Here is a 21075-nt window from a genome sequence, read left to right as displayed (position 1 = left end):
TCAGCCAAAAAGGCACATGGCAAAATCTCCCGTCACATTTTCATGCACGTCTTGCGGTGCCAGTTTTAACAAGTGGTCCGGCCGCTGCGATGGTTGCGGCGAATGGAACACCATCGAGCAAGACAAAGGCATCTCTGCCGGCCCGCCCAGCAAAACGCTGGGGGCCAAGCGCGGATCGGCCATGGTGCTGACCGACCTAAGCACCAAAGAATCCCCGCCACCGCGCAGCCGATCGGGCATTGACGAACTTGACCGCGTGTTGGGCGGTGGTCTGGTGGCGGCATCGGCCATTCTGGTGGGCGGTGATCCGGGCATCGGTAAATCCACCTTGCTGCTGCAAGCCGCCGCGCATTTTGCCCGTAGCGGGTTGAAAACCATCTATGTCAGCGGCGAAGAAGCCTCCGCCCAAGTGCGCATGCGTGCGCAGCGGTTGGGGCTGGCGGATGCGCCGGTGAAACTCGCCGCTGAAACCAACCTGCGCGACATCCTGACCACGCTCGAGGCCGAGCGCCCGGATCTGGCGATCATCGATTCGATCCAGACCATGTGGGCCGATAACGTGGAAAGCGCGCCGGGGTCCGTATCTCAGGTCCGCGCCTCGGCGCATGAGCTGACCAGTTTTGCCAAACGCACGGGTGTGTCGGTGATCCTTGTCGGCCACGTTACCAAAGACGGCCAGATCGCAGGCCCCCGCGTCGTCGAACACATGGTCGATACCGTGCTTTATTTCGAGGGCGAGCGCGGCCACCAGTTCCGCATTCTGCGCGCCGTCAAAAACCGCTTTGGCCCCGCGGACGAGATCGGCGTATTCGAGATGACCGGTCAAGGGCTGGCCGAGGTTACCAACCCCTCCGCGCATTTCCTGTCTGAACGCGGTGAACCTGCTGCGGGCTCCGTGGTGTTCGCGGGCATCGAAGGGACGCGGCCAGTGCTGTGCGAATTACAGGCCCTTGTTGCGCCCTCGCCCCATTCGCAGGCGCGGCGCACGGTCGTGGGCTGGGATGGCGGGCGTCTGGCGATGATTCTGGCCGTGCTCGAGGCGCGCTGCGGCATCCCCTTTGCCGGGCTTGATGTCTATCTGAACGTCGCGGGCGGCATGAAGATTTCCGAACCCGCCGCCGATCTGGCCGTGGCCGCCGCCCTGCTCAGCGCGCGCGAAGACGTAGCGTTGCCTGCGGAAACGGTTGTTTTCGGGGAAATAAGCCTGTCAGGTGCCCTAAGACCCGCCACTCAGACGGAAAATAGGTTGAAAGAAGCGCAAAAACTTGGTTTTACCAGCGCCATTGCGCCCGCAGGGGGAAAACCCGTGGGCAAAAACGGCATAACGCTTAATACCATGAGCGATCTAACCGGATTTGTAGGCGAAATATTCGGGGCTGGCTAACCGCCCCCACAAGGAAGGCAAAACGATCATGGAAGGTTTTACCATCATTGACGGGGTTGTGGCGCTTGTCATCGTCCTGTCAGCACTTTTGGCATATAGCCGCGGTCTGGTCCGCGAGCTGATGGCCATCCTCGGCTGGATTGCCGCCGCCGTCGTGGCATTTCTATTCGCGCCCCAAGTCGAACCGCTGGTTTCCGAAATCCCGGTCGTGGGCGAGTTTCTGGCCGACAGCTGCGAATTGTCGATCATCGGCGCATTTGCCATCGTCTTTGCCATCGCCTTGATCGTGGTGTCACTGTTCACCCCGCTGTTTTCGTCGCTGGTGCAACGGTCGGTGCTGGGCGGCCTTGATCAGGGGTTTGGATTTCTGTTCGGCGTCGCGCGCGGCATCCTGCTCGTGGCGATTGCGTTCTTTGTCTATGACACCGTGATCACCGGCCAGACCTATACCATCGTCGACGAAAGCCGCTCTGCCCAAGTGTTCGGCAAGTTCACCGGCCAGATCGAAGAGCAAAACCCCGAAGAAGCCCTAGGCTGGATTACATCCCGCTACGAAGCCCTCGTCGGCAGCTGCGGCGAATAACACCTGATATAATTAGACGACGCAAAAGGGCCGCCCCGTGCATAGGGCGGCCTTTGGTGTTTGATCGGCTTGCCATACGGGGCGCTATTCGCACTTTGAGGGTTTTGCACAAATGTGCCGTATCTTGGATGTCCGCTATGCGGACTTTCCTGCCGTTCGCTGCGGCCGCTCAGTTTGCGCTGCGATTGCGAGGGCCTTTGGAATGAAGGGCGGGAAGCGGCCCTTTGCTGCGGGCGCGATTAAGTTGGGAAGGAGGTGCTAAAGCGGTCATTCGACTTTAGCCAGCAGAGCTGCACCTTTATCGTCTTCCTTTAATTCCCTCCTACGAGAATTGGTCCATCTGTATGCCAAGCGACTTGGCTTTTGAATAGGCGGTCGTCGGCGCAAGTCCGAGGATCGCTGCTGCGCCGGATTTGCCGGAAATCTTGCCTTTGGCACGGCGTAATGCTGCTTCGAAGTTCTTGATTTCCAACTGGCGCAGCTCTTTCTGGGTCAGGACGCGGTTTGTCTGTGTGCACGCATCTGATGCGCTGCTTTGGATGTCGAACTGCAACCGACCGCCCTGGGCAAGGATTGCCGTGCGCTCAATGACATTTTCCAGTTCCCGCACGTTTCCGGGCCAGTCATAGGATTGTAGCGCCTCTATATTGGCTTTGGTCAGGGTCATCTTTGGCAGTCGCAGACGGCGCATTGTGCGATCGAGGTAGTGCCGCGCGAGGTAGGGGATATCTTCGGGCCGGTTCTTAAGGGGTTCGGTCATGATCGGCAGCACGTTCAGGGCAAAATATAGGTCTTGCCGGAACCGTCCGGCCCGCACCTCGGCCAGCAGATCATAGCTTGTGGTGGCGATGACCTTGGCCGCCACCGGAATGTCGGTGCCGTCACCCAGACGTCGGAAGTGGCCCGTTTGAAGGACGTCGTGCAGGCTGGCCTGTACCTTGGCGGGTAGGCTCGCGACCTCGTCCAGATGCAGGGTGCCGTTGTGGGCCATGAGCAATTTGCCCGTCATATCCCGCGCAGCACCCGCAAATGCACCGCGACGATAGCCAAAAAGCTCCGCCTCCAGATCGGCGGCCTTTTTCTGATCGCAGTTGATGCGCACGAGGGGGCGGTGGTGACGGTCGCTTGCCTCGTGGATCGCCGAGGCTGTCATGCTTTTGCCCGATCCAGACGGGCCGGAGACCAGAACATGGGTACCGCTTTGCGCGGCGAGATCAATCTGGGCGTTCAGCAATTTGATTGCGGGAGACACACCGACCACGCCCGTGTGGGACCGCGCCGAGCGTATCTCTGTCAGAAGGTATTCGTTTTCCTGTTGTAGCTTTACCTTCAAGTCTTCGACCTGCGCCAAGGCATCGCGCAGCTTGCGTTCATTTTCCTTGCGTTCGGTCACGTCGCGAAAGATCACCACGGCTCCGGCCAGCACATCATGGTCGTAAATCGGGGTCGAGACATATTCCACAAGGATCGGCTTGCCGTCCTTGCGCCAGAATACATCATCTTCCACGCGCATGGTCTGGTCGCGGCGGAAGGATTTATAGATCGGACATTCATGGGCGGGGAAGTGATCCCCACTCAGGCGCTTGTGGTGGATGATCGAGTGCAATTCCCGCCCGATCAAATCGTCCGACGACCAGCCCAGCATCTCCTGTGCCGCGCGGTTGACAAAGGTGGCCTGACCTTTGGCGTTGATGCCATAGATGCCTTCGCCAGCCGCTTCGAGGATCAGATGGTTCTGGGCCTCGACCTCACGAAAGAAGCCATAGATATTCTGCCATTGGGAAAGGCCCGCGTTCTGGTGTGCCTTTCGTTCTGCTTGCTGGTCGCGACGGTCATGTTCGTCAAGGTCCAGAAAGCTAAGCAGCACCAGGCCCGGCTTAAGTTGCGCGCCATAGGTCTGAAGCCGCAAAGCCGCACCCGTTGGGCTGGTCAGCGAGAGGCTGCGGTCCACATAAGATCCGAAATGCGCGACGGCATCGAAAAACACCACAGCGGCGGAGAAGTCATTTTTCATCTGGCGAGAGAGGGGTGCCAACAGCGTCGCCTCTCCCAACAGGGCACGCCCCGCGTCATTCGCGGCGACGATTCTGTCGCTGTGGGTGTCGACAATGATCGTTGGCATCGGGTGATGGGCGATCAGATCAGCGGATTCGGTTTCATCAAGCATGAAGCAGAGGATGGGGGTCCGTAGGAGCTGAGAAAACTACGAAATTTCGTAACTTACGAAAATTCGTAACAACCGCCCAAAAATTAACCAATAAATTCAATCCCAATCCGCTTTGAAGGCATTTGGCAGAAGGTCTTCTGCACTGCGGCGTTGCGTGGAACCATGTCGTTAACCAATGACAGGAGACGGACATGACGATCAAAAGCCTTGGAAATCCTTTTTCCGAAAAGACCGACCTGAGACATGGCGCGGATTGCGGGTGCGATACCTGTCTGACAGGTCACGGACATGACAAGACCCACAAAGAACCGACCGCCATGTCATCGGAAGAGATGATGGAACGGGCAGTTGAAAGCGCGATTGTCCGATCCGTTTTTGGCCAGAACGACATCGCGCGGCGGTCGTTCATGGGCATGTTGGGTGGCACATCCGTTGCGGCGGCGCTGGCTTCGGTCTTTCCTGTCAAGCAGGCGATGGCCAATATTCTGGATGACCTTGGCCCGCCAGAAAAGACTGACCTGAACATCGGCTTTGTGCCGATTACCTGCGCCACACCGATCATCATGGCGCAGCCCTTGGGCTTTTACGAGCGCTACGGTTTGAATGCTCAGGTTATCAAGACCGCAGGCTGGGCCGTGGCCCGCGATAAATCCCTTTCCGGTGAATACGACGCCTCCCATATGCTGACGCCCATGCCTTTGGCGATGACGATGGGGGCCGGGTCCGTGGCTGAACCCTACATCATGCCGGCCGTGGAAAACATCAACGGGCAGGCGATTGTTCTGTCCAACGAACATCTCGACAAGCGTGACCCGAGCCAATGGAAGGGCTTCACTTTTGGGGTGCCGTTTGAATATTCCATGCACAACTTCCTGTTGCGCTACTATGTGGCTGAATTCGGGCTGGACCCTGATGTGGACATCCAGATCCGCGTTGTGCCCCCGCCAGAGATGGTCGCCAACCTTCGGGCCGGTAACCTCGATGGCTACCTTTCCCCTGACCCGTTCAACCAACGTGCCGTCTATGAAGGCATCGGCTTCATTCACATCCTCACCAAAGAAATATGGGAAGGCCATCCATGCTGTGCCTTTGCAGCACCCTTGTCTTTCGCGACCGAATTGCCGAATACCTACGGCGCTTTGCTCAAGTCGATCATTGACGCGACGCAATACGCGTCGAACCCTGAGAACCGCAAGGAAATCTCGGCGGCCATCGCGCCGACGAATTACCTAAACCAACCCGTTACAGTCATCGAACAGGTTCTGACCGGCACATATGCCGATGGTCTGGGCGAAGTGAAGCGCGTGCCCGACCGGATCGATTTCGATCCTTTCCCATGGCAGTCCATGGGCGTCTGGATTCTGACGCAGATGAAGCGCTGGGGATATATCGAAGGTGATGTTGATTACAAGGGCGTGGCAGAACAGGTCTACCTCGCGTCTGACGCCCGAAAGGTCATGACCGATCTGGGGTACGAAGCCCCAGCGGAAAACTACAAATCGCATATGATCATGGGCAAGACCTTCGACCCTGCGCAGCCAGAAGCTTATGTCGATAGCTTTGCGATCAAAGCGGGCGACTGATGGTGCGTTTGTCAGAAAACAGGCGCGCGGCGATCTGGTCGATAGCCTTGCTTTTTGCTGGTCTGTTTGTGTGGGAAATCTCGATTTCCGCACAAGCGATCAACACCGGCGAGCTTACTGAATATGAATTGCTGACTGGGGCGGGCACTGCGAAGGCAGGCGTCCCGCCCCCCAGCGAGGTCGCTGTCAAAGCGTGGCAGGAGCTGTCCAACCCGTTCTACGATGCAGGGCCCAATGACAAGGGTATCGGTATCCAGATCGGCTATTCGATCTACCGCGTTCTGACGGGGTACTTTCTGGCGGCAATCATCGCGATCCCACTTGGATTTTTGATCGGCATGTCGTCGGTGGCCTATAAGGCGCTTAACCCGTTCATTCAGGTTTTGCGGCCTATTTCCCCGCTCGCGTGGATGCCATTGGCGCTTTTCATCATTCAGGATTCCGAGGCCTCGGCTATTTTCGTCATCTTCATCTGCTCGATCTGGCCGATGTTGCTGAACACCGCCTTTGGCGTGGCTGGCGTGCGCGAAGACTGGGTGAATGTCGCCCGCACCCATGAGCTTGGGGCGTTCAAAACGGCCTTTACGGTTGTCTTGCCCGCAGCGGCCCCCACCATCGTGACGGGTATGCGGATTTCTATCGGGATCGCATGGCTGGTCATTGTCGCGGCTGAGATGCTCGTCGGGGGAACCGGAATTGGCTATTACGTTTGGAACGAGTGGAACAACCTCGATCTGACCTCAGTCATTTTCTCAATTCTCATGATCGGCGTTGTCGGCATGTTGCTGGATGCGGCCTTTGGCCTGCTTCAGCGGCGCGTCACCTACATCGAATAAGGTAGACCCATGGCAAATTCATTTCTGAGTATCGAAAAGCTGACCCAGCGCTATCCTGACGGCAAAGGCGGCGAATTCACGGTTTTCGAAAACGCCAGCTTTGGCATCGAAAAGGGCGAGTTTGTTTGCATTCTGGGCCATTCGGGCTGCGGCAAATCAACGATCATGAACATCCTTGCAGGGCTTTCTGAGCCGACCCAGGGCGTCGTGAAGATGGACGGTTTTGCGATCTCCGGCCCCAGCCTTGATCGTGGCGTGGTCTTCCAAAATTACTCTCTTCTGCCATGGCTGACGGCCCTGAAGAACGTGACCTTCGGGGTGGCTGCCCGGTTCCCAGATTGGACAAAGCAACAGGTCGAGGACCACTCGATCGCATTCTTGGATAAGGTCGGCTTGTCGGGCGATGCAATCCACCGCAAACCCAGCCAATTGTCTGGCGGTATGCGGCAGCGTGTATCGATCGCCCGCGCTTTTGCCAATGAACCCAAGCTGTTGTTGCTGGATGAACCATTTGGCGCGCTGGACGCGCTGACCCGTGGGACAATTCAGGAAGAGTTGCTCAAGGTCTGGAGCGGCACCGATCAAACGGTCTTTATGATCACCCATGACATCGACGAAGCGATCCTGCTGGCGGATCGCATTCTTTTGATGACCAACGGACCGCTGGCCCGTGTCGCCGAAAGTGTCGAGATCACGATCCCAAGGCCCCGCGTGCGCACGGGTATTGTAGAGCACCCGAATTACTACGCCATTCGCAATCATCTTGTGCAGTTCCTTGGGAAACGTTCGGCGGAATTGGCTGGCCAAGTAAGTGCGGTAGGCGAGACCCATTCACCGCAAACTGTCCGCATCGACAAAACGGAAGAAGCGGGGGACGCGCAGCCCTTGTTGCAGGCGGTCAAGACATGACCGACCAACAGCCGCGCGCGCCCATTCCCCCGTTCAGCTACTACGACGCTGTGCAAAAAGTGCGGATGGCCGAGAACGCCTGGAACGGGCGTGACCCTGCCAAAGTCGCGCTCGCTTACACGCCTGACACCAAATGGCGCAACCGATCTGAGTTTCTGAATGGGCGGGCCGAGGTGGAGGCCTTTCTGACCCGCAAATGGGCCAGCGAGAATGGCTATCGCCTGATCAAGGAAATCTGGACCCATAGCGATGACAAAATCGCCGTGCGCTTTTGCTATGAATACCACGATGCCGACGGGCAGTGGTTTCGCGCCCATGGCAATGAAAACTGGGCATTCGATGCGCTTGGCTACATGTCCGTGCGTCACGCTTCGATCAACGATGTGCCCATCGCGCAGGCTGAACGCCTGTTTCATTGGGATGCCCCCAGGCCCCGCCCCGATAATCACCCCAGCCTGACAGAGCTTGGGCTGTAAGACATCAATACACAAGAAGGACACCACACAAATGACCGACATGATGACCAAAGAAGACGTCACAGCGATGATCCTTTCGGCCAAAAAGTCCGCCGGAATGACATGGGAAGGTATTGCCGAAAAGATAGACATGTCCCCTGTCTGGACCCATTCGGCGGCGATGGGCATGAACGCTTTCCCAGCAGAAAAGGCCGCTTTGATGGTCAAGGTCATGGGCCTGCCACAGGAGGCTAAAAGCGTGTTGGCCGAAAGCCCCACCAAGATCTGGGAACAGGCGGTTCCGACCGACCCCTGCATCTATCGCTTTTACGAAATCGTCGGCGTCTACGGCCCGACCCTCAAGGCGCTGATCCAGGAAAAATTTGGTGACGGCATTATGTCCGCAATTGATTTTGATATGTCCATCACACGGGTCGAAAACCCCAAAGGGGACCGCGTGAAAGTTGAAATGTCGGGCAAATATCTTGGGTATAACAGTTGGTAGGGATGTAGCGGGGTCGCTTTCTCAGGCGGCCTGCGTTTCCTTGAATAGATCCGTTTAACGAATGCCGGGCCATGCTGGCTTGAAACACAGACGTCAGTTTCACTGCCACATGAACTTCATTGACGACCTTGATAAGGAGGTCGTCATTCGTCTTCGACGAAATCCAACATACCGGCGCAACCTAAAACAACGCTGTCCAAGAGCAATATCGTCAGACATGCCGAAATTGGACAATTCACGCGATTGCGAAGGCAGATGCACTCCTCGGCATGAAACTTCCGCAACATTTCTCACGGGGAGTACATTGAGTATTGGATACCGGGCGGCGATCTGAAAATTTGACATGCGGCTGTATCAGCCAAGGTCCGCTATGTGGTGTGTAACCACAGCATTCGCGCGATGAGGTGAAGGTCCGGTTTGGGCCGTTGTTGTTGGTCAATTCGAGATCGCTTGGTTGGATCGCGGCGATACGACTAACGGCAGCTACGAGCCCATTCTGTTAACAGACTTGCGACATTGCTCAGAGCGGGAAAGCGACCATCTGGAAATTTGGTTTCCCAACCTACCAACCAAATGAGCAGTGGCCCGTTCTTCTGAAGATTTTTGATTTGCAGGGTTTTTTATCGGAATAAGCTCTTGCAGATCATTAGTCTCAAAACGGATAGTGTAAAGGATAGCGATAGAGAGGACGGAAAAATGAATGCATCGCGCACATTAAGTGTCTTAGTCACGATGTTGATTGGTGGGTGCAGTACTCCTCCGGACCTTACCGGCACTATACTTGCCGCAGATACCACAGGTATTTCTATCCAGGGGCCCTATGTAGCTCCCTGGCACGACCCCCAAAAACGACCCAATCCTACAATTGGCATGCGAGTACAGGCTGAAAGCCATTGTGCAGGTGCTCGCCACACTTCCTCCAAGGCCGCTGATGAACAAGGCCTCTTCTTTGTCTACCGGTTTGATTGTCCCCTAAGCTGAGCACTTAATACGGCAGCTTTAGTCCGCAGTGCGAAAATTGGCGTGTTAGGCAGCAAACGTCCGGAGTGAGCCCATTTCGACGGATGCTGCGGCGGGCATGAATGGCGGCTTCTTAGGGAGTGGACCCGACGCGGTCTTGATCGGATTATTTTGTGTGGGGGCTACTGGCCACCCTCTTTTTTCTCAGCGGTGAGCCATTGAGTTCGAAACGCACGCCATGATGTAAATGGAGCGATCACGATTGCGGCTACAGCGACGAACTTCGCCAGTTCAGCAATATCGCGCATTGTGTGAGTAACACCCACCAATGCTGTCGCGGCTGTCAAGGCCATGAGCGTTCCGGCGATCCTGATCCTAAGTGAGTATTCATGTTTTTCACCAACTAACCATAGTACAGTGGCAAAAACTAAAGCAGAGGGAAGAATGAAAAGGACGAAGTAGATCGGCATTAGAAAAAAGCTTCCAAAAAGGGTCAAGATGGGAGTAAACATAGCCGCGTAAAGATCGCCGCTTGTGCCAGCGACGGCTAAACTCGCAGCGATCCCACCAAACAAAGCGCTTCCGATCATCGTTAGAATGACGAATGAAAGAAATCGAGCTACTGTATTTCGGTTTTTTTGATTTATTATCATTACGATCAGTTAATACGATACATCGCGGATGTTGAAGCGCGTTTCTGCAAGGACACCGGAAGCAGCCGTTGGCGCAGCCGCAGCAAAATAGCGCTTTAGTCCGCAAAGCCGCCCTCGGTGGGTGAAATTGGTTCAAACAACATCCGCAACCTCAGCGAAGGTCGGCAGTGAGCCCAAACTGCTTGATGCTGCACCGGGCTCGAACGACCGTTAGGAGACGTTTGGCAACGACAGGCGCATTTCAGACTGAACGATAAAGCGATGAGCCCCAAGCTTCTGCACAAGAGAACACAAGGCGTTGTCAGCGGAATCGACATTGACCAATGTCAGCGAGCCAACTGTGGCTGCCGCAGCGAGGAGGTCTTCCAAAGCCGAGGGTTCGCTGGCGGCAATCTGATGCACGAGGCCACCTGCGCCGATGATGACTCCGCCTTTTCCATGTAGGAAGGGCGTCAGCTGTGCGCCGTAAAGGGATTCCGTGGCGTTTTGCCAAGATGGCTTCCAGGTCGAATACCGCTGAATGACATTGGCAACGGTGCCGAAATCCGACAATTCGCATGAGGACCGATCAGGAGATGGATGATCAAGCCGATAGCAGTCGAGCTTTCTGGTCACACCAAATCCCACCTTCCGATAGAGACGTTCAGCGCCTGCGTTTCCCTCGATAACCTCAAGCCAAAAGCTGTCGATTCCGGCATTCTCCGCCGCACGTATCGCCGCCATACCCAAACGAGACGCCAATCCCCGGCCTCTGTGGCCAATCCGTGTTCCGCTGCCTATCAGATACCGTTTGGTGTTCCGCGTCGCGACGTTCCAAAACCCGATGACTTCATCATCGTCAACGGCGACGAAGGACGCCTCGGGGTCAAAACCTCTCGAGCTCAGCGCCGCTTTGAACGTGTCTGCATCTGGTTGCAACGGAACGATATAGTCAGAAAACGCGGCAAGCATGGCGCAATGCAGAGCACCGAGGTCAAGGCCGGATCCGGAAAACGAAACAATTCGTGTCATCTTCGTGCTTTCATAACTCCAGGATGCGCACAGACGCAAAGAACGGGTTTTTTGCTCGACGCACAAGTCGTTGAGGTCATTTTCTAATCAAACGGATATAATCGAGGTCGGGTTCTTGGCTGGGTTGTTCCAAGCAGACATCGGCGACACTGCGGCGAACGACCCCTTCGTTTCGCGTCTTGCCGGTTGATTGCTGAAGCCGCGAAAGACAGTGCATCCTAGACCCGCTGATCGTGGATCGCGTGGCGAACGTCAGGTTTAGGAAAGCTGATGGAACCATCAGCAGGCATCGATTAGGCGTAATTACGTATCCCTCTGAACGCCCAAAAACCGACACCAAGCAGGCCGATCAAGACAGCAGCCGTCGTTAAACCCGTTTTCACAATAGAAGCGACACTTGCCGCCAAGACAGTGTTGGCTGATATTTCTGGCCAACTCAGGATCATGAGGCAGATGCCAGCGTTCTCTAGATAATCAGCGATAGCTGCCGCAATAGAAAACCAAATTCCAATTCGAACAAGCTTTTGACTTACGTCTCGTGAACCAAGCAATTTGAACAATGATATTAAGGTCAGGGCCATGAGAGAGGGATAAACCAGATCAAGTGGAATCTGTCGCGTGAGATAGTACCGCCTTCCACTGGGTCCCAGGTCATTGATCAGCGAATTTGCCAGTTCAGCCGAATATCCGCCGGGGCGCATGTCGAAAGGGCGAAGGCCGGATAAGGTCTCGATGTGCGCCAGAGTGCCAAAGATCATCAGCAGATAGAATCCGGCGGCAGCGAGACCGAAGAGGGCCGCTTGCAGCTCGTACTGCTTAGTTGGTATTGTCATATTCATTGGTTGTTCTCCTTACCATTGGCACCGTCGTACTGAGCGCGAGCAAAGCTGGCATTATCGTTTGATAAGGAATTCGCGATTTGGACCTCTTTACTTTTCTGACATGTCCCCCGAACGCTTTAGATGGAGACACAGCGCGTGAGTTCGCGGCAGAATGGAATGTTGAATTTGTCGAAAAGGGGCGTCGCCTTGCGACGCAAGGCGAACCAGACCCAATGGAGCACATCATTCTTGATGGGCGCGCCACAAGCCAAATTAGCGGTCCAGAAGGCCGCGGCGTTTGCGTTAGCTTTAACGCTGGTCCGTGCGTGGTCGCACCAAATGTTGCGAGAACCAGAAACGGGACCTCGCTCGTTTCCATAGAGGTGGTTGCGGACGCCTTAGTTGCGCACATGGACAGCCGCGCCCTGACTGAGCTTATGTTAGCATCGGAGCCAATTCGCGAATGGGCAAACGGCATTTTGCAGCACGAACTGGCCCGCAAGGCTGATCGGGAGTGGTGCCTCGCCGCACTTGGTGGCGCAGATCGTCTTGCATGGTTTCGGAGAGATTTCCCGCGTCACGAAGGGCTTTTTGGTCACTATTTAATAGCATCTTTTCTCGGAATCACACCGGTCACACTTAGTCGGCTTCGCGGTGCCGAACGAGACACGGCTGTTGATTAAAGGTTCGATTGCGGGAGTCTCAGCTGGCAAAGAAGACCTTGATCGCAACCGCAGCGTACGGCAGCTCTGTCCGCGCAGCAGGCATTGAATGGACAAGCCGCCTCATGTGCCGCTCGTAGGCACATCTAACGGCCGCTTCGAGCCCGGATTCACCGATGCTGCAGGGTGTCTGAACGGCAGCTTCGCTCACTTCTTCCAAGTATTAGTCTTGGAATTTAGCCTGCCCTTGGCGTTTCCTGTTCACCTTAAGACGCAACACATCAGGACGCGCGTAATGACCTGCCTGATCCAGATTTTGGCGCTCGCCTCGGACAACTCCAGCGTCGATCTCCGCAATAATCAATGCTTCCTCGTTCAGCACAGGGTCAATCATGAACGTCCCGTCAGGGGCCACAATCGTTGAGCCGCCGTTTGATACGATCTCCGCACCATCGGACAATATGACATCAAGGTCGGGTGTATCTTCGGGAAAGTCCTGTGCGCGCATCAAACCCGAACAGGCGATAACATAGCTGCGGCTCTCTTTGGCAATGAACGCCGGAAGCTCTTGGGTGTTGTGCAACCCGCCCGGCCAGACCGACACGTGCAGGCTTTCACCTTGCGCATAAAGCGCAGACCGCGCCAACGGCAACCAGTTTTCATAGCAGTTCAACCCCCCTACGCGAAACGGGCCAAGATCATGAACGCGCAAACCATGCCCATCTCCTTGCGCCCAAGCGAGGCGTTCTTCGTATGTCGGATGTAGCTTGCGGTGGACTGACTGGATGGTGCCAGCGTCGTCGATGTAAACCAGCGTACAGTATAGACTGTGCCCGCCACGATCCGGTGCGCGTTCCATCACACCAAGATAGACAGCGATTTTGTGGTCCTTGGCAAGCTGGGCTACTCCGTTCAGATCGCCACGTTCGATGACCACCCCTTGATCGACATAGCGTGCGTAGTGGTGTTTTTGGCGCGGATCATTGAAGCGTGCACCATCTGTGCGTTCAATCCAGAATGGATACCCGGGCACAAGCGCTTCACCGAATGTGACCAATTTACAGGCCTGTGCTGCAGCCTGTTCAATAGTCGCTTCGACCTTTGCCAATGTTGCTGCCCTGTCGAGCCATACAGGCGCAATTTGGGCAATCCCAACGGTCAAACGATCTTCGTCTCGGGCGTCTTTTAATTCCGCTGTGTGCAATACCTGCATGATACTCTCCTTAGTGCGCAAATAGGGCTGCGCGATCTGCGAAACCTTTAAATTCAATTCCGTTTCCCGATGGGTCGCGCACAAACAGGGTCGCTTGCTCACCCGGTTCTCCGATCATCCGGCGCTTTGGGTGCATGATCCAATTGATTGAAGCATCTGCCTCCAGCTTGGCAGAAAGTGCATCGAATGCCTCCATATCCAAAACGACCCCAAAATGCGGGATCGGCACGGCATCCCCATCGACGGCCCCCATGCCGGTTGGCGTCTCTGACGTCTGCAGATGGGCTGACATCTGGTGACCAAAAAAATCAAAATCCAACCATTCACCTATACTCTCTCGTCCGGCGGCGCAGCCGAGCTTTTCGATGTAAAACTGTCGTGTCGCAACAAGATCTGTGACGGGGAAGGCAAGATGAAACGGGTGCATATGTTTATCCTTTAGGCTTGGCGGTATTGTCTTTATCTTTCTTTTCACGCATCAAATAGAAAGCATAGTGCAAGAATACATGAGCAAAACGCATGCAAAATGACAGCCGAAAACTCGCGATCTTCGGGGCGCTCCCTGTTCTGGAAGCTGCGGTGCGCCATAACAGTTTTACAAAAGCTGCCCGAGAATTCGGCCTGACCCAAAGCGCGTTGTCGCGCCGAATTCAAGGGCTAGAGCGCGATCTTGGTGTTGTCCTGTTTGCCCGGCGCGGGCGGTCCATCACGTTGACGGAAGACGGGGCGCGTTTGGCAGATGCGGCGCGCGCATCGCTTGAATTGCTCGAAAACGCCCAGCATCAATCGGACGCAAGTCTAAGCGGCACCTTAACAGTGGGTGTGCTGCCATCTCTAGCGAGCTGTTGGCTGATACCGCGCTTGTCCGCCTTTTGTGCTGATCATCCCGACCTTCAGGTTCGAATTGAGACAATAGATGCGGATTTTCGAGATGATCACAAAGACCCGCTCACTTGGGACCCGTCGTCGCTGGATGTCGTTGTGACGCGCGGACGAGGCGGGTGGCGATCCCTTGTTGCAACCAAACTATTTGACGAGGCGATGATCGCCGTCAGATCGCCAAGATTTGATACTCAGGTGCGCCTAGGGCATTCAACAAGAACCGGCGCATGGCAAGCCTACATTGATGAAACAGGCGTTGAGATAAATCTGTCCAGACCAGCGCTTGTCTTTGAACATTACTTCATGGTGCGGGAGGCTGTTCGGGTTGGGAATGGTGTTGGCTTACTGCCGTCCGTTCTAGTTAAGGGAGACCTCAAAACGGGTGAACTAATCGCTTGCGGACCACCAGCATCGTCGGGCGCGGGCTACTATGCGTTATCGACAGATCGTAATTCCAAACGACCGGCCACAACGGCATTTATCAATTGGTTGTCTACACTGCAGCACAATGGGTGAACAATCGATAGCAGCCAATGGCGCAAGCGCAGCGAAAGAGCGGTTTGTCCCGCACCTTGATCCTTGATCGACTTTCCTTCGCTGCAAGTTGCTCGAACGACCGGTTTCCTCGCCGCTCAGCGGCATTGCAAATTACGCAAGTGCAGAAAATTCCGCGCTGCGTGCGCGTGCAGCGAGAAAACTGAATTCACTCTGTGGGCTCTCCCGGCACCTTAGCTGCGCTCATCACAAGCGGCCGGTCCGAGCAATATCGCCGTTCGCTGCGCGGCGCACGAACTGGTAAGGTGCGGGACAAACCGGCCTTATGCAGATGCAGCTATTGCTCACGCAGCATTTACTCGCAGTTGCGGCGAGGAATATTCGGTAGCGCAGCATTTTCGCCAAAGCAGCCGTTCAAACCGATCAAGTGCGCAGGATCTCAAACTGACCATTCGCTGCACGGTGCATGAATTCACATGTAGCGGACGGAGCGAGCTTTCGCTGCGAACGCACCAATGGCTGCTTTCGATCCTTACGCTTTGAACTGACTTATAAGCCAAGTCTTCATGGCGTTGATCGCAGGTGTCGTGGCCATATCTTTGGGTCGGACGAACCAATAGGCATGGCTGGCATCCAACGACACTGCAAAAGGGGCTACGAGCCGCCCAGTTGCGATATCATCCGCAACAAGCCGTGACCGCCCGAGGGCGACCCCATGCCCCTCGACTGCTGCCTGCAAGATCGCGCCATCATCTCCGAGCCGAGGTCCGGCGGATGGACGGGCCAGGCATCCGGCGGCTTCGAACCATGTGGGCCAGTCTTCGGGAATATCCCCGCAAAGAAGCGTGGCGCGATACATGTCAGTTGGCGCGTGCAACGCGTGGTCTTTGGCATATTTCGTAGAGCAAACTGGCGTTACGCTCTCTGTGCCAAGCTTGGTCGCCTCCAGATCGCTTGGGGGCCCAGGGCTATAACGGATCGCGGCGTCAACGCCTTCCGAGGCAAAATCCACCAGATGCCGGGAAGCCGTTATGCGAAGATCAATACCCGGGTTTGCCGCCATGAAATCCGCCAATCGCGGCGCAAACCAACGCGCCGCGACTGATGGCAACATCGAAAGTGTGACAACCTGATCTGAGCGCCGGGCGTCTGCCACAGCGGACCAAGTATGCGCAAACGCCTCTGACAGCTGGGCTGCCAGACGCTCGCCTGCCGGTGTCACGGTTAGCCTCGCGCCGTTGCGCCGAAACAGCGCTACACCGAGCATTGCCTCCAGATCCGAGACCTGACGCGATACACCGCTTTGGGTGATGCCAAGCTCTTTCCCGGCTACGGTAAAGCCGCCGCAGCGCGCGGCTGCCTCAAAGACTTGTAGGGAACGCAAGGGCGGGTTTACATGAGTTGAGCACATGATAGACCTCAAATTTCTCATTTTGATAATTCTATGGCTGGATTTAGCATGATCTGAACTCAAATAACAGATTGGTCCTGTCATGGCAGACGCTTCCTTAACTCCGCAAACGTCCTCCGGTTTGAAAAGCCACGTGCCGGACTTGCCATTGGTGATCTGGATGGTTCTTCTGACGCTCAGTCTTGGGCTGTCAGCGGGCATGGGTGCTAACGAGGTTGTGACGGCGTTCAACATAGGGTTTGGCCGTGCACTGGGCGAGTTTGCCTTGATCCTCTTGCCGTCGTTTACGCTGGCTGCGGCGCTGTCGCGGCAGAACATCGCGTCGAAAGCGGCGGGCCGGACGGTCGCGCTGGCCTCGCCGGTGGCGGGCGCAGGCATGATCTGCCCGGACACGGCTTATGCCGCGCTTTCTCCGGCGGCGGGGCGCTACAAGATGGATACGGCTTTCGGGGCCTATGCAGGGTTCAAACTGCTCTATCCTGCTGGCCCCTTAATCGTTGCGGCCGGGCTTGGTGCCACTGGGATCGAACCTGCAATCCTGCTCTTGTGCGGCGCGCTTCTGGCGTTGCCGGTTTGGGCAGCGGGGGTCATCTGGGCGCGCTTTGCGACCAAAAGCAATGCGGCGCACACCGAAGCGGACAGCGCTGCAGATAATAGACACCTGCTGCGCGCCTTCACTCCGTTTCTGGTGATGGCTGGGCTGTTGGTCCTCGGCGGCGTTGTCGGCAAGACCGGCGTTGGGGCATTTGACTTTCTCTTGTTGCCCAAGGGCGCGCTGATCACCGCTGCAATCCTTGCCCTGTTGCAAACGTCATCTCACGAGCGGCGCGCATGTCTGGATAGTGCGGTTCGAAGAACGGGATCGCTTGTGCTGGTCATCGGTGCGGCAAGCGCATTTGGAGCCGTGCTTACGGGATTGTTGTCACTGGACCGTTTGGTGCCGCAGGGCGATGGGGTCCTCACTCTGATCGCCCTGTTTGCTTTGACCGTCCTGTTCAAGCTGGCCCAGGGATCCTCTATGGCGACCTTCGCCGCCATCGCGCCCGTCGCGGCCCCGATTGTGCTGGCCAGCGGCGTCAACGAGATTGCAGCTGTCTTTGCAATTTGCCTTGGGTCCTTCATCGCGATTCTGCCTAACGACAGCTATTATTGGCTGGTCCGGCGAGATGCTCTGGCAGATGAGAAAAGCGAAGGCCGCGCAATCGGCATCCTTACGGGCGGAGCCGTCGTGCAGGCCTTGGTCGGCATGGCCGTTCTTCTGGCGGCGGTGGCCCTATGGCCCTGACGAACATAAAAACCCGAAGACCTGAACATTCGGACGCCGCCACAATTGCCGTGATCGACGCAGAAGGACTTGCAACGGGTCACGCTACTTTCCGAGATACGCCACATGATTGGGACAGCTTCAGTGCGAGCTCTTTGAGCGAACGCGGACTTGCGCTGATTGTGGAAGACGGCAGCGCTGTCGCGGCCTGGGCTGGTATAAGCCCAACTTCCACCCGCATGGTCTACCAAGGTGTTGGCGAGATCTCGATCTATGTCTCGGCAACTCGGCAAGGATGTGGTCTTGGTCGCCACCTGCTGGAGAAAATGGTGTCGACGTCCGAGAGCGCCGGATACTGGACGCTTGTTGCCCAGATATTCCCCGAAAACACAGCCAGCCTTTCACTGCATACTGCTTTGGGTTTTAGGATTGTGGGCACCAGAAGTAATTTGGGCAAAATGCCCTACGGCCCATTTAAGGGCCGTTGGCGAGATGTCATCATGCTCGAAAGACGAAGCGACGTCATCAGGTGAAAGAGCCGAAGCTGTCGTTCGCGCAACCCGCAGCATCGGTAAAATTGGGCTCTCTGCCGCCATTCGCTGCTGTTGCGGATGTTGTGAGAACTATTCACCGGCCCCAATCTCGCAACTTGAAACTTACATTTTTGTTGCGTCTCGAAACGCTTCTGGTTCTAAGGCAAAACCGACATTGTAGGCCGTGGCTAAGGTGGTCATAAACCCTGTCGCAAACATGATCGTATGAATCCCCGCCAGTGCGAATCGGGTTCCTACAAATACCTCCGCGCCGCCAATCAGCAGCATTAGCGGTATAACCGCAGCAATTATTGGCCCAGTAAGGACCAAGAGATACTCTGTGCCATTCATTGTCAGCCCATCCCAACCCCCAATGCATAGCCGGTATCCTTCGCGTAGAACTACAAAGAATGCGAGCAGCTCCGCCAGAAAGAGAAGTATGACGGAAACAAGAAAGAACTCAAACCACGCAGCTACTTGGGCAAATCTACTTAATGAGATATCGGAGTGTTCTGCGCGCGCAGTTTCAGTAAGCCATTCCAACCTGATAATCAGAGAAATCGGGAAGAGGTGTGCCAAATAGTTCGTGACGCAGATAAGCATGACGCCCCAAATAAAACGGCGAGTTTTAAGTGAAGCTGTTGGGCGAGAAGAAAGGTCAAGCATGGGTCCCCCTAGATGTGAGCGCAACGGGACAGTGAAGACGAAGAACGGCAGAAATTTGGCGTAGTTACTAAAATTTGGCCTAAATGCGTGTCTTCTGGCGATTAATCGTTTCGCAGCCTCCCGATGTTCATTCCAGTCCGTGTGGGCTCAAAGCTGCCGTTAGTCGTATCGCCGCGATCCAACCAAGCGATCTCGAATTGACCAACAAGAACGGCCCATTCCTGCCGTTCGACCTCAGCCCTGAACGCTGCGGATGCAGCCCGCTTTCCGGACATTCGCTGCAGCCGCAAAATCAGCTGGGAGTAAATTCACAGTTCGCGGGACAAATCTGCCATTCATCTAACTCGGCAGAAATCGCTCCACGCCCGGTGCATGTGGTAAGGACCGGGCGCGGAGCGACCGGCATCGTCGCGAGGAGGGTCATGTAATCTGATATTCGAGGCGACCCAGACTGGAACACAATACGAGTATCGTATAAATACCGAGTATGAAAACTGGCATCGAAAAACAGGCAGTAGAGCTTCGCCGCGCCATTGGCGCGCTGTCGCAGCGGTTCAAAAGCTCCGAAGCAGCAATTGGGTCGGGAAAGCCGCTCAACCCGTTGGACATGCAAGTCCTTTTGTTCGCGGCCGACCATCCGGCGTGCAAGGCTACCGAATTGGCAAGCCATCTGGGGGTTGTGGCCACGACGATATCCTCAGCGACCGACCGGCTGACTCGGCAAGGCCTCCTCTCGCGTGAACGGCCGGAAAATGACCGCCGGTCGATTTCATTGTCGCTGACACCTGCGGGCGAGGCATACGTATCGACGCTGTTGCGGGTTCAGACGGATCACTGCCAGACCATGCTTGAAAAGCTCTCGCCAGAGGAACGGGGCCTGTTCATCCAACTATTTTCGAAAATAGCACTAACCGAATATTGAATTATACGATTATCGTTGTAATGTCCTTTCTGCGCATTCCGCGCACGAGAGAACGACACATGCCCAACATTCACGTTATCACCGGAGCGACATCCGGTCTTGGCCTCGCCGTCGCCCGCCGTCTTTCTGAGCAGACAGGCGATCAGATTATCGTCGGAGCAAGACGCCCTGAAAGCGCGACAGAACTGAAACGGGCTGTAGAGGTTGACAGACTCCGGGTTCTGCCGCTGGATACCTCGTCTTTAAGCTCTGTCCGTAAATACGTAGCGACAATCCGAGAGATCACCGAATCTGAACAGATTGCTTCGGTGATATGTGTCGCCGGTCTGCAACCTCTTGGGCCAAAGACGATGACGGCCGACGGCTTTGACGAGGTTTTTGCCACCAATGTCTTGGGCCATATTGCGCTGGTCGAAGACCTTCTTGAACATCTGGCACCCAGGGCCGCGATCATCACCATCGGCAGCGGCACCCATGATCCCGGCAACAAACTGGCTGAACGCGCCGGATTTCTGGGCGCTGACTTCATGGATGCGCGGAGTGCGTCCGTGGGCCAGAGCACCCGCCAAGATCGGGATGAGCGGGGGAAGGCGCTTGATCGCTATGCCACGTCCAAGCTTTGCGCCATCTATCATGCGTCGGCTGCCGCAATTGAGGACAGGTTCGCGGATGTCCGTGTCTACTGCTTTGACCCCGGGCTCATGCCGGGCACCTCGCTCGCCCGCGAACAGTCCGCCATAGTTCAATTCGCGTGGAAAAGGGTGATGCCCGTCTTGCGACATTTCGTCGAAGGCGTCAGTTCATCCAGAAATTCCGCTTGCGCCCTCGTCGACGAACTCGTTCTAAAGCAGGAAAAATTCCAGTCGGGGGCCTATGTCGAATTCACCGGCAAGATCGCCCCGGCGAGCAAGCAGGCAGTTGATCTGGATGTCGCAAAGCGGTTTCTCAAAGATGCGCGCTCTCTTCTGGTTGGTTTGCCTTGAAATCTGCCGCATCGCAACAAAGCGGCCATATGGGCTCCTTCCGGTCATTAGCGGCATCGCCGCGATCCGACCAATCGAGCTTGATTTGATCTACGGGCCTGGCCCAAATGTATGTACCGGCTGCTGTTCGCAAATGATTTCTGACATGTTCTCGGAAGTCGCTCATATGTATCCGGC

At 55.9% G+C, this 21075-nt stretch carries 21 protein-coding genes; 13 read left to right on the top strand and 8 right to left on the bottom strand.

Annotation, left to right across the window (positions count from 1 at the left end; translation table 11 throughout):
* Window positions 1-16 precede the first annotated feature (16 nt).
* Together radA and WNY39_RS13625 are read left to right on the top strand one after the other, a co-directional pair.
* Entirely contained in the window at window positions 17-1384 is a 1368-nt protein-coding gene (radA, locus tag WNY39_RS13630) for a DNA repair protein RadA (protein ID WP_342846275.1), read from the top strand.
* 28 nt (window positions 1385-1412) lie between these two features.
* The gene (locus WNY39_RS13625; RefSeq protein WP_093915998.1) at window positions 1413-1967 is read left to right on the top strand and encodes a CvpA family protein; all 555 of its coding nucleotides are present in this window, start codon (window positions 1413-1415) and stop codon (window positions 1965-1967) included.
* Between the two features lie 322 nt (window positions 1968-2289).
* Here the strand turns inward: WNY39_RS13625 and WNY39_RS13620 are convergent, their stop codons facing one another.
* Window positions 2290-4134: a sigma 54-interacting transcriptional regulator gene (locus tag WNY39_RS13620; protein ID WP_342846272.1), complete on the bottom strand. Its 1845-nt coding sequence runs from the start codon at window positions 4132-4134 to the stop codon at window positions 2290-2292.
* A 191-nt stretch (window positions 4135-4325) separates the two neighbouring features.
* Here WNY39_RS13620 and WNY39_RS13615 point away from each other — a divergent pair, with 191 nt between their 5' ends.
* Genes WNY39_RS13615 through cynS form a run of 5 tightly spaced genes read left to right on the top strand, consistent with a single transcriptional unit; the run spans window position 4326 to window position 8422 of the window.
* Window positions 4326-5717 (top strand): CmpA/NrtA family ABC transporter substrate-binding protein, encoded by a 1392-nt coding sequence (locus tag WNY39_RS13615; RefSeq protein WP_342846270.1) that lies wholly within the window; start codon window positions 4326-4328, stop codon window positions 5715-5717.
* Window positions 5717-6553: a nitrate ABC transporter permease gene (gene ntrB / locus WNY39_RS13610; RefSeq protein WP_342846268.1), complete on the top strand. Its 837-nt coding sequence runs from the start codon at window positions 5717-5719 to the stop codon at window positions 6551-6553. The genes WNY39_RS13615 and ntrB overlap by 1 nt, the downstream gene beginning before the upstream one ends.
* A gap of 9 nt (window positions 6554-6562) precedes the next feature.
* Entirely contained in the window at window positions 6563-7462 is a 900-nt protein-coding gene (locus WNY39_RS13605) for an ABC transporter ATP-binding protein (protein WP_342846266.1), read from the top strand.
* A complete protein-coding gene (locus tag WNY39_RS13600) occupies window positions 7459-7938 on the top strand; it encodes a nuclear transport factor 2 family protein (protein WP_342846264.1) in 480 nt (159 codons plus the stop codon). The genes WNY39_RS13605 and WNY39_RS13600 overlap by 4 nt, the downstream gene beginning before the upstream one ends.
* A 31-nt stretch (window positions 7939-7969) precedes the next feature.
* Complete coding sequence (gene cynS, locus WNY39_RS13595; protein ID WP_342846263.1) at window positions 7970-8422, top strand: cyanase; 453 nt, start codon at window positions 7970-7972, stop codon at window positions 8420-8422.
* 1142 nt (window positions 8423-9564) lie between these two features.
* On the opposite strand, the gene WNY39_RS13590 is transcribed toward cynS, so the two are convergent.
* The 3 genes from WNY39_RS13590 to WNY39_RS13580 form a co-directional block, all read right to left on the bottom strand.
* Window positions 9565-9957, bottom strand: coding sequence for a hypothetical protein (locus WNY39_RS13590; protein WP_342846261.1), 393 nt, complete (start codon window positions 9955-9957; stop codon window positions 9565-9567).
* A 288-nt stretch (window positions 9958-10245) separates the two neighbouring features.
* Complete coding sequence (locus tag WNY39_RS13585; RefSeq protein ID WP_342846260.1) at window positions 10246-11046, bottom strand: GNAT family N-acetyltransferase; 801 nt, start codon at window positions 11044-11046, stop codon at window positions 10246-10248.
* A gap of 293 nt (window positions 11047-11339) precedes the next feature.
* The gene (locus WNY39_RS13580) at window positions 11340-11885 is read right to left on the bottom strand and encodes a hypothetical protein (RefSeq protein ID WP_342846258.1); all 546 of its coding nucleotides are present in this window, start codon (window positions 11883-11885) and stop codon (window positions 11340-11342) included.
* A gap of 80 nt (window positions 11886-11965) precedes the next feature.
* Here WNY39_RS13580 and WNY39_RS13575 point away from each other — a divergent pair, with 80 nt between their 5' ends.
* Window positions 11966-12550: a Crp/Fnr family transcriptional regulator gene (locus tag WNY39_RS13575; RefSeq protein ID WP_342846256.1), complete on the top strand. Its 585-nt coding sequence runs from the start codon at window positions 11966-11968 to the stop codon at window positions 12548-12550.
* A 202-nt stretch (window positions 12551-12752) separates the two neighbouring features.
* On the opposite strand, the gene WNY39_RS13570 is transcribed toward WNY39_RS13575, so the two are convergent.
* Both WNY39_RS13570 and WNY39_RS13565 read right to left on the bottom strand, forming a co-directional pair.
* Window positions 12753-13742, bottom strand: coding sequence for a carbon-nitrogen hydrolase family protein (locus WNY39_RS13570; RefSeq protein WP_342846254.1), 990 nt, complete (start codon window positions 13740-13742; stop codon window positions 12753-12755).
* A gap of 10 nt (window positions 13743-13752) precedes the next feature.
* A complete protein-coding gene (locus tag WNY39_RS13565; protein ID WP_342846252.1) occupies window positions 13753-14169 on the bottom strand; it encodes a VOC family protein in 417 nt (138 codons plus the stop codon).
* A gap of 92 nt (window positions 14170-14261) precedes the next feature.
* Here WNY39_RS13565 and WNY39_RS13560 point away from each other — a divergent pair, with 92 nt between their 5' ends.
* On the top strand, window positions 14262-15140 hold the full coding sequence (locus tag WNY39_RS13560) for a LysR substrate-binding domain-containing protein (RefSeq protein ID WP_342846250.1): 879 nt from the start codon (window positions 14262-14264) through the stop codon (window positions 15138-15140).
* Window positions 15141-15651: 511 nt separating this feature from the next.
* Here the strand turns inward: WNY39_RS13560 and WNY39_RS13555 are convergent.
* Window positions 15652-16503: a LysR substrate-binding domain-containing protein gene (locus WNY39_RS13555; RefSeq protein WP_342846248.1), complete on the bottom strand. Its 852-nt coding sequence runs from the start codon at window positions 16501-16503 to the stop codon at window positions 15652-15654.
* Window positions 16504-16612: 109 nt separating this feature from the next.
* Between WNY39_RS13555 and WNY39_RS13550 the strand changes: the two genes are divergently transcribed.
* Both WNY39_RS13550 and WNY39_RS13545 read left to right on the top strand, forming a co-directional pair.
* Complete coding sequence (locus WNY39_RS13550; RefSeq protein ID WP_342846246.1) at window positions 16613-17815, top strand: hypothetical protein; 1203 nt, start codon at window positions 16613-16615, stop codon at window positions 17813-17815.
* Window positions 17806-18327: an N-acetyltransferase family protein gene (locus WNY39_RS13545; RefSeq protein ID WP_342846244.1), complete on the top strand. Its 522-nt coding sequence runs from the start codon at window positions 17806-17808 to the stop codon at window positions 18325-18327. Before WNY39_RS13550 ends, WNY39_RS13545 begins: the two co-directional genes overlap by 10 nt.
* Before the next feature lie 123 nt (window positions 18328-18450).
* On the opposite strand, the gene WNY39_RS13540 is transcribed toward WNY39_RS13545, so the two are convergent.
* A complete protein-coding gene (locus WNY39_RS13540) occupies window positions 18451-18993 on the bottom strand; it encodes a hypothetical protein (RefSeq protein WP_342846243.1) in 543 nt (180 codons plus the stop codon).
* Between the two features lie 487 nt (window positions 18994-19480).
* Here WNY39_RS13540 and WNY39_RS13535 point away from each other — a divergent pair, with 487 nt between their 5' ends.
* Window positions 19481-19915, top strand: coding sequence for a MarR family transcriptional regulator (locus WNY39_RS13535; protein ID WP_342846242.1), 435 nt, complete (start codon window positions 19481-19483; stop codon window positions 19913-19915).
* 59 nt (window positions 19916-19974) lie between these two features.
* Window positions 19975-20898: an SDR family NAD(P)-dependent oxidoreductase gene (locus WNY39_RS13530; protein ID WP_342846240.1), complete on the top strand. Its 924-nt coding sequence runs from the start codon at window positions 19975-19977 to the stop codon at window positions 20896-20898.
* Window positions 20899-21075: the final 177 nt, after the last annotated feature.

This window comes from Sulfitobacter sp. AS59, assembly GCF_038899995.1.
In the GTDB taxonomy this organism is placed as follows: Bacteria; Pseudomonadota; Alphaproteobacteria; order Rhodobacterales; family Rhodobacteraceae; genus Sulfitobacter.
The sequence above is the reverse complement of the archived record's forward strand: the minus strand, read 5'-3'. Positions and strand labels throughout refer to the sequence as shown.